7 protein-coding genes are annotated in these 12,230 nt (G+C 64.7%); 2 read left to right on the top strand and 5 right to left on the bottom strand.

Translation table 11 applies throughout. From position 1 onward, the window contains the following. Together KVA01_RS09865 and KVA01_RS09870 are read right to left on the bottom strand one after the other, a co-directional pair. Positions 1 to 4,497: Eco57I restriction-modification methylase domain-containing protein (locus KVA01_RS09865; RefSeq protein ID WP_141270028.1), on the bottom strand; the 4,497-nt coding region annotated here is incomplete at its 3' end. 2 nt (positions 4,498 to 4,499) lie between these two features. Further along, positions 4,500 to 7,391 carry an SNF2-related protein gene (locus KVA01_RS09870; RefSeq protein ID WP_141270030.1) on the bottom strand — a complete coding sequence of 964 codons (2,892 nt, stop codon included), beginning with the start codon at positions 7,389 to 7,391 and terminating at the stop codon, positions 4,500 to 4,502. A gap of 164 nt (positions 7,392 to 7,555) precedes the next feature. Here KVA01_RS09870 and KVA01_RS09875 point away from each other — a divergent pair, with 164 nt between their 5' ends. Continuing rightward, positions 7,556 to 9,355: a DUF262 domain-containing protein gene (locus KVA01_RS09875; RefSeq protein ID WP_141270032.1), complete on the top strand. Its 1,800-nt coding sequence runs from the start codon at positions 7,556 to 7,558 to the stop codon at positions 9,353 to 9,355. A 28-nt stretch (positions 9,356 to 9,383) separates the two neighbouring features. Here the strand turns inward: KVA01_RS09875 and KVA01_RS09880 are convergent, their stop codons facing one another. The 3 genes from KVA01_RS09880 to KVA01_RS09890 form a co-directional block, all read right to left on the bottom strand. Next, positions 9,384 to 9,578 carry a helix-turn-helix transcriptional regulator gene (locus tag KVA01_RS09880; protein WP_141270035.1) on the bottom strand — a complete coding sequence of 65 codons (195 nt, stop codon included), beginning with the start codon at positions 9,576 to 9,578 and terminating at the stop codon, positions 9,384 to 9,386. Then, positions 9,575 to 10,012: a hypothetical protein gene (locus KVA01_RS09885; RefSeq protein ID WP_141270037.1), complete on the bottom strand. Its 438-nt coding sequence runs from the start codon at positions 10,010 to 10,012 to the stop codon at positions 9,575 to 9,577. Before KVA01_RS09885 ends, KVA01_RS09880 begins: the two co-directional genes overlap by 4 nt. A 180-nt stretch (positions 10,013 to 10,192) precedes the next feature. Then, entirely contained in the window at positions 10,193 to 11,485 is a 1,293-nt protein-coding gene (locus KVA01_RS09890) for an MFS transporter (protein ID WP_218023607.1), read from the bottom strand. A 130-nt stretch (positions 11,486 to 11,615) separates the two neighbouring features. On the opposite strand from KVA01_RS09890, the gene KVA01_RS09895 reads away from it, so the two are divergent. Beyond that, positions 11,616 to 12,089, top strand: coding sequence for a MarR family winged helix-turn-helix transcriptional regulator (locus KVA01_RS09895; RefSeq protein WP_082810285.1), 474 nt, complete (start codon positions 11,616 to 11,618; stop codon positions 12,087 to 12,089). Positions 12,090 to 12,230 lie beyond the last annotated feature (141 nt).

Genomic DNA, 12,230 nt, shown 5'->3' on the forward strand with positions numbered 1-12,230 from the left:
GGTATAGAGCACACCGAACTGGGTGCGGTACAGGGTGCACAGCTCGTCAATGGGAATCCCGGTCACGTGGGCCATGATCGCGTCGATCTCCACGAGGGCACGACGCCGATCCTCGTCCTTGCGCAGCGGCGTGGCCGTGGTCCATTCCGAGCCGATATCACCCAGCGCGGGCCGATCCAGGCGCTCCCGCCCACCGGTCCACGAGTCCTCAGCCATGGCAGGAACCCAACAGTCCCGCCACAAGTCTGCGTAGGCGTCCGTGAGACAGTTCAGTCGAAGAACGCGTAGGGCTGCTGCTATAGCCAGGGGATGACTCATAGGCACGGACGGGAGACGATCAATTGCGGATCGAAAAATATTATTCCCCGCGGTCGCCCTTACAAGAAAATCAGAGATAAGCGAGGACATAGAAGCCGCCATGAGAGCAACCGCTTGCGAATCCCACAGTGCCCCGAAGGCAAATACCCCATCGATTGAGCCAGTACCCGGAGGATAGATCGCAGGAATCAACGTTCGTTCGCCGGTGCCCGCCGCCATCCGTCGCCACATGACGCGGTAGAAGTCCCGCACTGGCACCGCGGTCTGCTCACGGGGGTTGTGCGGGTCCGGGATTGCCCACGATCCGTAGTTGCGGTCATAACGCGCCGTGGACACGGAATCATCGACATCCCGCTCGTAGAGGGGTTTGTACTCCGTCACGGGCAGAGCGTCACCCGGCAGCACCTCCAGGTCCACGGATGAGTAGTCCTGATTCCCACCCATGGACTCGTTCCGCGAGGCATAGAACGGGTTACCCACATGGAAGTACGGCCCCTGCAAGATGACGTCATTCCAGGACTCGGCTTCACCCCAGCGGGATTCGAAATACCCGTCTCGGCGGCCGAACGTCTCATCCCAGCCGCGACTAAAGCCGGGGTTCCATCCACGCAGGGATGGTACCCGAGTCAACCGTTGAAGTGCCTCAGCGGCTGACCGATTGACCGAGAACACCATGCGCGTCTCCTCAATCGGGACCTCGTCGGACCCCGCTTCCATGAGCGCGTGCCAGGTTGCGAGAACATCTCTGTCCACATGTTCAATCCGTGAGGCATGAGGCCGCAAATCCCAGTTCCCAGACTCATTCCTGAAACCAGGCTCTAATCCGTCTCCATTGTGAAGCATGGAGCCATAAACGGTGTGCGGGTGATACATCGAAATGGCATTCAAGAAATTAGGTGGTTGGCTCGTCCCATAAACGTTAATACTGTAAGATACATGGTGGTCCACCTCGCTGAAAAGTTGGAGCTCGTTTAGGAAATTCCAATGTCGTCGCAAATGCGAATACGTTGTCCTTCGCAACGACTGGCCCTTAGCATCCGTCAAATGGCTCGCGGGGTGGATGAGAGCAATGCATCCTCGGGTTGTTTCATGCCGCCATGCCTGGACCATAAACGCCCTGTAGAGATCTGGTTGCGTCCCCCCTAATTCTGGATATTCACTCACCGCGCCCACATACTCTGCCAACCCAGCAGTATCGGCCAGGCCCGCGAGCAGTACACCCTCCGCACCGGAAATCTGCATGGTCCATTCACGCCGAGCGTTCTTCGCTTTCTCCGACGGCTTGTCCATCAATGTCCACCAGGGGTCGCTCTCCCCCAGAAGCGCGCTCACGTCAGGTCGCGGCCGCACCCACGGCGGGTTCCCCACCTGGAAGTCGAACCCACCCCGTGAGAACACGGCCGCGAAGTCCAGCTCCCAGTGGAAGAACCGCTGTTCCTTGGCAATCCGCTGGGCCTCCCGCAGCCACGGGGTCTCGGCGAGCAGCCAGTCCACGTCCCGCGCGTTTTCCGCGGGGAACATCCTCTCAATGTCTTCCAGGGTCTCCCACTCGGAATCGCTACTCCCGAGGTACTCCCCCTGGCGGCCCTTTCGCCCCTCGAACTTCTGGCCCGTGATCTGACGGATCACCGCGAGCCATTCGTCGAACTCGGGTGGCTGCGGGGTGTCCTCGTCCAGCGTGACGGGCCAGAACCACAGGGCACACCACGCGTCCATGATGAGCCGGAGCCGGCGGTACGCCGAGTTGGGATCGTCCAGCCACGCCTCGATCTCCTCGCGCGTGACCGCGCCTCCCGGCTCTACCTCCGCGCCCCACACATCGACGGAACGGCGCGACTGTCGCTCCGCCTCCACCATACGGCGCCGTGCGAGCTGCCAGAGATCGTCAATGCGATCCGTGAGGGACGCGAGCTCCGTGAGCTCCTTCTTGGTGGGCTTGCGGTGCACCCGCTTGGACCATTCCCGCAGCGCCTTTGCCTGCTCCGGGGCCAGCTTCTTGATCTCCTTATTCGACCCCGCGGCCCCCCAGCCCTCCGCCGGAAGCAGGAAGTGAAAGATCCCCGTGGTCTCATCCACGGTGCGGTCCAAGGGAACGTGCCGTGGCGTCGTCGTCATCCGGGCCTTGGGCAGGGCCTTCTCCACCACCGAGGTGTCGTAGACCGCATGCCGCGCACCCACCAGCGAATTACCGGAGCGCAGCCGCAACCCGAACCACGGGGCCTTGAGTCCGCGGGACATGGTGTCCAGCCACAGAGAAACTTCCGCGAGCTCCACGGCGGTGGGGTTCAGGTCCACGCCGTAGACGTTATGCAGGGCGATATACGCCTTCACCCGCTGCAACTCCGCCGGGTAGTCCTCCGGATCGATCTTGGTATCCAGCTCCACTTGTCGGCGTTCCAGGTAGGCCGTCGCGAGCTGGCGCACCGCCTCAATAGCGAACGCCCCCGAGCCCAGTGCCGGCTCGCAGACGGACAGCCCCAGAATGTCCTCCGCGGACATCTCCTCCGTGAGCAACTCCTCCAGGCCCTGCTGCACCGTGAACTGAGTAAGCACCTCCGGGGAGTAGTACGAGGCAGACTGCTGGCGCTGTCGCCCAGAAAGCCGGAACACGAACTCACCGTAGTGGTACGTGCGCGGCACCTCACGACCCAGCTCGTCCTCCGTCATGACCACGTGCTCACGGAGTTCCTCGTCCACGCGATCCTCGGGAACCACCCATGAACCGTCGGACGGGTTGCCGTGCTTGGCCAGCTCCACCAGCGTCCCGTTCGCGAACGAACCCGTGTAGCTCATCAAGGACTCGTACACCGCGCCCAGCTGGTTGATGCCCAAGGCCACGTAACTGATGAACCCACGATCCCGACCCCGGCGCTCCTTGGTGAGCAACAGGTTCTGCAGGACGCGCTGCAGCGCCTTATTGCCCAGCTGCACCTCGTCGATCAGGGCCGTACGGTCCCGGCGAAACAGGTCAGAGCGCAGCGCCTCGAAGGTGAGACCCTCGCGGGCGACGTCCGCGGCGTCGTCGTCGCCCGACGAACGCGGCTGGTGGCCCACTTCCACGAGTTCGAAGAGCACCTGCAGCGACGAGTAGAAGTGGGTGCCACCCGCGGAACGGGAGGTGAGCTGCTTGAGCGTGAGCTCGCGCAGTCGGTCGATGGAATACCCCGTCTCGTACTCGGGATCCCCCGTGGGCACCACGCCCAGCTCCGGGCTGGCTTCCGCATAGAGCAGGAACAGGATGCGGTACAGGTACCGCAGCGACTGGATGGCGAGCACCTGGGCCTGGTCATCCGGAAGCGGTGGCAACTTCTTGTCCTTGCGCCGGGACACCACCTCATTCGCGATGATCTCGATGGACTCCCGCACACCGTCCCGCAGGTCCTTGGAGACGCCCACGGCGTTGCGCACGGACTCTTCCCGGCGGGCATCCCACCAGATCGTGCCATTGGCATCCGGCGCCACGGACGGTGCGGCGATGCACGCGAGCATGCGCTGGATCTCGCCGCCGGACTTGGTGTCACCGCGCTCCGCGATGGTCTGCACGTCCACGGCCAGATAGCGGCCCTGCGACCATGCGTCCTCGCTGGTCAGCACCACGGTGCGCCCCGCCAGCACGAGCATGTATCGCGGCGGCTGGTCCTCGGACACGAGCGCGGAGAGCAGCTCGCTCACGGACGAGACCGGATGCCCGTCCTCCTCATGGAGCGTGACGTCCTCGGTGAGGAGCCCGTGGTGCTTGGACAGCAGGTCCTCGGCCGTCTCGGAGGCGAGGGCGTCGATCATCGCAATGCTCGGCTCGGTGGTGTCCAGCGGCGAGTACCAGCGCAGCGCGCCCTCGCCCCTGCTGGGCTGGCTCGTGTAGCCCAGTACCTCGCGCAGTTCATCAGCGGCGGTCGATGACGCCCGGCCCACCGCCTCGCGGCGCTGAGTGTTGGTAGCACCCTCCGGGAGCTCCGCGGCCGCGGCGTGCAGAGCAATCAGGTCCGAGAGGATCCGCTGGCGAGCGCTCGTGAACCGCTCCAGAGGACTCTCGTATCCGGGGGAATCATCCGATTCCCGCTTCCATTCCTTCACAAGCTTCTTGGTCTCGGCCAAGAAGGTGCCGGAGTTCTCGTCCGCGGTGAAGTAGAACTCGCTGATCCACTCGTTGGCCACCACCAGGGCATCACTGGACGGCATGATCACTCCCCTCCTTTGGGAACCACGACCAGCAACGGACGCACATACGTCCGATCCGGCAACATCTCCTGCGCAAGCCTGCGCTCTCCTTCAACGGCTGAACGTGACTGCCGGAAGAGCTGAGTCTGAGCGGCAATCCCTTCCGCCCCGCGCTCCCAGTCATCCATGCGCTCCACCCAACGTTCCGTGCGCTCCTGCGCCTGCCTGCGGGCAGACACCGCGACGCCGCGTTCCATGTAATCTCGGGCAGCCTGCACCGCGGGAGCCACAAGCCGCTCGTACTGCTTCGGGTCATGGACGGGGACACCCACGGTGTCCGGGTTCAGCCCGATGTCCTGGAAAAGCTCAGTGGGCCCCGTACTCGGTTGAGCCAGGGGGTAATCCCCCAGGAACTGCACCGTCAGATACGCCACCGCGATGTTCTGTCCGCGACGGTTGGTCACGATGCCCTGCATCACCACGGTGGGCTGCTCCACCGAGCCGTGCACCGCAAAGATCTCGTCACGACCCAGGTGGGCCAGGGAGCGGTCCGCCACCCAGTCCAACACCGGATGCAGCGGTGAGAGGTAGTGGGTGTCCGGCCAGGACGTGCCCTTGGTGTCGTTGAGAGCCGCCTTCAACCGCGCCTCAGCGGTCGCCTTGTCCGGCGTCAGACGCATCCGGTCCAGCACCGCACGATCCTCGAGGTAGGACTGGGGCAGAGCCATGAGCCGCTGCCGCAGGTCCGGGCTGGGTTCAAACGTGATCGCCTGGACGCTGCCCGCGTTGTTGCGTTCCACCTCCAGCCCCACGCCGCCCTGATCTCTCTTCCGGTCCGGCTCGCCGTAGAGCTCGGTGAGTCCTTCCCGCAGGTAGTCCACATCCGATCCAAAGAGACCGGTGGTGCGGTCCACACCGGCGTCATGGGCTTCGCTCGTCTGGCGCGCCGCTTCCGCCGCCGGCCCATCCTGAGAGGCGGCGTCGGTCAGGAAAGCGAGCCAATCGTCGTCGTGCTGGGAAACCGCCTGCTCCGGAGACGGGACCACCTCGTCGAAGTCCTTGGCACCGCGCAGTACCTCGGTAATGGCCTTCTCCTCGGCATCTCCCGAATAGCTGCCCATGAGCGACGCCGCATCGCCGAGTTTTTCGTGTGCCTCCCGTTCGCGCTCCACCAGGCGGGTGAGGACGCGCATGTCTCCCGTGAAGCCCTCCACACCGTCCAGGTCCAGGAGCAACGTGGTGATCTGCGGGGATTCCAACTGGCCATACCGATCAATACGACCGTTGCGCTGCTCAATGCGGATCAAGGACCACGGGATGTCGTAGTGGAGGAGTTCGTGGCACTGCAGGTGCAGATTCACGCCCTCCGAGGCCACGTCCCCGGTGACCAGCACGCGAATGGGGCTCGACGCCTGCTTGAACGACTCCACCAGCTCCTGCTGCTCCACGTCCGTGAGGCCACCGTGCAGTACGCGCACCTGCCCCGTTTTGAACTTCAGATCACGCATCAGGTTGTCGCGCAGCCACTCCAGGGTGGGGACCCGCTCCGCAAAGACCACCGCTCGTTCCGGAGAGCGCGGCCCGACACCCTTCTCCTTGAGCTGGGCCATGAGTTCGCGGTACTTCCCCGAGTGCGGGGTGGACCCGTCCTGCGGGAGGCACGCAGCATTGAGGTCCCGCAACCGCACCAAAGCCTCCTGCTCCGGGCCGGCGGCCGCGTTGTTCTCCAGAGTCTTCAGCCGGGCGTCGATGGTGCTCTGCAGGGCCACCGGGGACGAGAGGAAAGCCTTGGCCAGGGTCCACGGGAAAAGCCGCGAACCCTTCCCCGTGACCGGCGGGGTGCTCTGCGGGTGGGTCCACGTGGCCGCGATCTCCTCACCCACCGCGAGCTCCTCCGGACTGGGAGTCACCGCGATGTGCCGCGGTTGCTTGCGTTCAGCCCAGCGGTCCCCCACCTCGTTCTTCACGGACTCCGAATACCGGTGACGCCGGATCATCAGGTTTCCCACCGCGGCCTTGCTGATATCCCCGTGGGCACTCACGCTCGTGGGCTCCAAGAGGGTCAGCAGCTGGGCGAAGGACTCGTTGCGGCCGTTGTGCGGGGTGGCCGAGGCCAAGATCAGAGCTTCCGTGTTGGGGGCCAGGATGTGCGCCAGCTGGTTGTTCTGGGTGGCCTGGTTGGTGATGTTGTGGGACTCATCGATCACCACGGCGTCCCAGTGGTGCTTCCGCAGGTCATGGATGAACCTGTCCTGCTTGAGGGTGTCGATCGAGATGATGACCTTCTCGAAGAAGGTGAAGGGGTTCCGGGTGGCCGGAAGCTTCTGCTTGACCTTTTGCACACCCTCGGAGTCCAACCGGACGAACGGAATGGCAAAACGAGTCCACAACTCGTGCTGCATCTGTTCCAGGACGTGGCGCGGGGTGACCACCAGGATCCGCCGGCCCCTTCCCCGGCGGATGAGCTCCGCCAGGATCATTCCGATCTCCAGGGTCTTACCCAGACCCACGGCATCCGCGATCAGCAATCGCGCGCGCAGCCGCTCCGGTGCCAGGGCCTTCTCCACTGCCTGCCGCTGATAGGACAGCGTGTCTGCGAGCGCATGGGAGGTTAACGCAGGTTGGGGATCGGAGATGGGCAGCGAGGTCTTCCGCACCGTGGACTCGAGCCACAGCCGCGACCGCGCGTAGTGCGAACTCGTGTCCGCGACCACCGCGGCCTGAGAAGGATCGTGAGGGTTGATCTTGTCGATGCTCGGATAGAACTGCGCGGTCGTGCCCTCCACCAGATCGCTCACACCGCGAACCGTCAGGAGTTGCCCGTCCGCGGTCTGCTCCACGGCGGAGACCACCCATTGCTCATCCCGCACTTCAACGATGGCGCCGGGGGCAATGTCTAGCGAGTGATCAGTCATCAACGACTCCGGGTGGATGGACAGGTACCTGGCAGTCTACAAATGCAAACGCATCGGGGCGGCGAGGAGGGTCCTCTCAGCGCCCGTGGTCCCCGCATCCCCCAAGATCTCAGGCACTGACCATCCCCGAGAGTGTGTCGGCAGTCACTTGTACTGTGAAGCCCATGATTCAGTCCGCAACGCAGTACCCCGTCCGAACGCTCTTGGATGCAAACAGCCGGTTGGCCTATGTCATCCCGCCGTACCAACGCGAGTACTCGTGGCAGCGTGCCCAGTGGGAGAACCTCTTCCAGGACCTCCTCGAGGCGGAGGGGCAGCACTTCCTGGGAACCATCATCTCTCTGAACAACTCTGCGGACATGATGGATCCCCGATTGGAGCTGGTCGATGGCCAGCAGCGTCTGACCACCCTCTCGATCCTTCTGGCCGCGTGTTACAGCGTGCTCTCGGATCACCGGGCCGATCTTGACGAGGACCAGCTCTTTAGCGTGAGCAATCTCGGGCGACAGCTCGTGGTGCCTGCCACGAAAGCCCCGCGGCTCTTTCTGCAGACTCAGGGGGACAACCGGGCGGACTACCTCTACATGCTGCATGCCGCGGGACTCAGGGTGGATGCCACGGCACCCTCTTACTACGGACTTCGGAGAATCGCCCGCTGCTTCGCCTACTTCCGCGAGGCCATCCTGGAGCTCGCAGTGGAGCCCGGCACCCCGGAAACACGCGCCACCAGCCCGCAGGAGGCAGCCCACCGCATGATGGAAGCGGCGAACGAAGCCATCATCGTCAAGATCGAAGTTTCCACGGCCTCGGATGCCTTCACGCTCTTCGAATCGCTCAACAACCGCGGTCTACCGCTCTCCCCCGTGGACCTCATCAAAAACCAGTTCCTGTCCCTGTCAGACGCCCGCGGAGCCATGACCGTGTCGGACGCCTTCGCCCTATGGGACAAGATGCTGCGCAATCTCGGGGACTCGTACAGCGTCCACGAGCGATTCCTCCGGCACTATTACAACGCCTTCAGCTCCGAGCTCCCGGAGGTACCCAACGCGAGCCTGGCCACCAAGAAGAACCTCATCCGTATCTACGAGACCCTCTTCAAAGCCGATCTGACGGACCAAATCACCCGGCTGGTCTCGGCCAGTGCCATCTTCGGGCGCATCGCCTGTACCAGGGAGCTGACGGATCCCACGCCGCTGGACCTCGCATACCAGAACCTCAACCGGGTCCAGGCGGCCCCATCCTTCGTCCTCATGCTCTGGCTGCAGACCCACGCGAAGGACAAGAACCTCAGCGAACAGGACCTTACCTCTGTCACCGGCGACCTGGTGAACTTCTTCGCCCGCCGCAATGTGACGGGGTTCCCGGCCACCTATGCGCTACCCCGCTTGTTCATGGGAATCATCAAGGACGCCCAAAAATGTGATCGTGCCGAGATTCTACGGATCATCGCAACCGCCCTGCGCCACAACTCCTCCGATGATGACACGTTCCGCGTGCGTCTCGAACAGGATCTCTACACCGAAAATATCGACGCCGCCCGATTTGTCCTCACATCCCTCTCAGAACAGAGAATGACCAACGAGAACCGCCGGGACCTGTGGGAACGCCAATCCGGCCGCTACATCTGGACCATCGAACACATCCTGCCCCAGGGAGAAAGTCTCCCCGCTGCGTGGATTGAGATGCTCGGAGGAGAGGAGGCGGCCGCTCGAGCTCAGGCTGACTATGCGCACAAGCTCGGAAACCTGACGTTCAGCGTCTACAACAGCAACCTCGGCAACAGGGGGTTCCTGGATAAACGCGATCATCAGGACGTCAACGGAAATTACATCGGCTACCGCAATGGCATTCCCTTGAACACGGACCTTGCGAACAAAGAGGCCTGGAGGCCGGAGGACATTCAGGAGCGCACCGACCATCTCGTAAAGCGGGCCCTAGCCCGATTCCCTTTACCCCAGGACTGAGAGGCGAGCCCGCCAGTCGATCTCGAGGTCAGTCCCCCGGCTCAAACAACTCCTCGATCCGACACCCGAACACCCCCGCCAGCCGGAACGCAAGCGGCAGGCTCGGGTCGAAGCGACCACGCTCGATAGAGATCACGGTCTGCCGGGACACCCCCAGCCGTTCCGCGAGCGCGGCCTGGGACCATTCCCGCTTGGCCCGTTCCTCCGCGATGTGGTTCTTCACCGGACCGCCCGGCGCTTGAGCACCCCGTACCGGACCAAGACATCCACGGCCCCCAGGATCAGCAGCAGGAGCAGGGCGTCGGACCCCGAGAAATCCACCTGCACGACGGACACCACCACCAGCGCCATGCCCCCGAACATGATGAGGTCGTGGAACGCGCCGGAGGTGGCTTGCTCGTACCAGCGGTGCTCCACCCCGTCTTCCGCGTGCGGGTCCGGCGTGACGGTGTACCGGGAGACGTACGCGAACCACCCCAGCGCAAGCATCGGCCCGAGCGCGCACCCGGCAAAGACCAGGAAGGCGACCCAGGGGTGCTCAGGCCTGAAGAGGGCCGCCAAACCCCCCACCAGGGAGGCTCCAACCAGAGCGCTCAGGCCTGCACCCGCGTAGGCCCGAACCGGTGCCCGCCGCGCCTTCTCCGCCTGCAGTGACATGACCCCCCCCCTCGCTGTCGTGGTGTAAAGCTCACTTAATACAGTCAAGCACGCTTGACACTCCCTGACAAGCAGTCAGCTCCCCCAAACGCGACGACGGCGCGCAGCCGTAGCCACGCGCCGTCGTCGTCCCCGGAGGGAAGCCGAGGCCCCGGAAGGAAGCTTCGGCGGAGAAGGAGGTCACTCCACCACCGTGCGCCCCCGCTTGGCGTGCGGGTGCCGGCCGTGCACCGCGTGGTATAGCAGGGCGGCGAGGACCACGATCACGGCGAGCACCGTGTACATGGCACCGAAGCCGGTGGCGGAGAGCAGCAGGCCCAGGAACACGGGACCGAGCCCGACCCCCACGTCCGTGAGCAGGAGCAGGGTGGAGATGCCGGTGCCCAGCTTGTGCGCGGGGACGGCGTTCACGGCGATGGCCTGTGCGGCCGGCATCAGCGTGCCGTAGCCCAGACCGGTCATGGCGCCGGCCACGACCACCTGCCAGTCCTGGTTAGCCGCCGCCAGGATGCCCAGGGCCACCGCGAAGCAGATCAGCCCCAGGTAGACCACCACGTTGTCGCCGCGCTGGTCCTGCATCTTGCCCAGCACCAGGCGCATGATCAGCATGGCCACGGCGTACGCCACGAAGAACAGGCCCGCACCGGTGGTGACGCCGCGGTTCTCCGCGTAGGCGTTGAGGTAGGTGATGACACCGGCGTAGCAGATGCCCACCAGGAGCATGAAGCAGCCGATCGGCACCACCGCGGGGTGGGCGATGTCGCGGAAGGAGAAGCGCCTGCGCTGCGCGATGTGCTCCGCCTCCGCCTGGGCCTCACGCTTGGCGAGCGGCTCACGCAGGAAGAAGCCGAGCATCATGCCGAGCACCGCGGTGATCAGCGTGGTCCAGAACAGCCACGTGTAGTTGAAGGATCCCACCAGGAACAGACCGAGGGCCGGGCCGATGGCCGTGGACAGCGTGGTGCCGAGCGCGAAGTACCCGGTGCCTTCCCCGCGGCGGGAGTCGGGGATCACGGACTGGGCGATCGTCATGAGCGCGGTGCTCGCGAAGGCGTATCCGAAACCGTGCACCAGCCGCACCACGATCAGCACGGGCAGGTTGGCGGCCGGCAGGTACAGAGCGCACGCGATGGCCACGACCACCAGGGAGATCAGCAGCATCCGGCGGCGGCCGAGCGCGTCCACCAGGTAGCCGGAGAACAGGCGCGCCACGGTGGCACCCACCACGAACGCACTGGAGGCGAAGCCGCCGGCGGCGTCCGAGGCCGCGAAGCTCTTCACAGCGTAGAGCGCCATGGTGGTGACCAGCATGTAGAAGGTCAGGTACTGCAGAAAGTTGACCACCCAGGCCAGCGCGAACGTGGGGGTGAGCAGCCGCGCCGGGCCGGCCGAGTGGGCGGGTCCGGGAACCTTCCGCTCCACCACCGTGGGCAGCTGACCGGTGGGAACGTCGCTGTGTGTGTCGACCGACACGGGCATCTCCTGGGACGTTGGGATTTGTATAGCGCAATATCGTACTCAGGAATTTGTATAATGCAATACAGGGCTCGCGGTGGCCCCAGCCCGCGCGACGGGCCGCAGCCGCGGATGAAAGGATGGGACCGTGCACAGCGACGAGTCCGTGAATCAACTGGTCTACGAGAACATGCTGCTCTCCCGCCACGCCCTCCAGGGGGCGCCTCCCCAGAACCGCACGGAGGCGCTGGACCGCAGCTCCACGGTGCTCCTCGCCCGCCTGCGCGCCGGTGGCCCCATGAGCGTGGCCGAGCTGGCGCAGTCCTTCGGCCTGGACATCTCCACCGTCCACCGGCAGGTCGCGGCGGCCATGAAGAGCGGACTGATCGAGCGCATCAAGGACCCGGACGGCGGCGTCGCCCGCAAGCACCAGCCCACCGAGGAGGGTGTCCGGCGTCTCGAGGCCGAGTTCCACGCGCGCCGCGAGTCCTACCAGCGCATCGTCTCGGACTGGCCGGAGGCGGACGTCTCCGAGCTTGCGCGCCTCACCCGCCGCTTCAACGAGAGCGTGGAGCGCAGCCTCGGCCACAGCTGGCCGCGCGACTACCCCCCTGCTTCATAGCCCGCACCTTCCCTGCGCTCCGGTGGCCTCATTCACGACGACGCCGCAGTGCCGCCTTCGCGCCGGGCCTCACCTGGGCGCAGCTTACGTGCATGCCTCTACCGGCATTTATCTGAAACCGTTCCGGCACCGGCCTAGGCT

Origin of the sequence: Kocuria varians (genome assembly GCF_006539885.1) — a bacterium.
GTDB lineage: Bacteria > Actinomycetota > Actinomycetes > Actinomycetales > Micrococcaceae > Kocuria > Kocuria varians.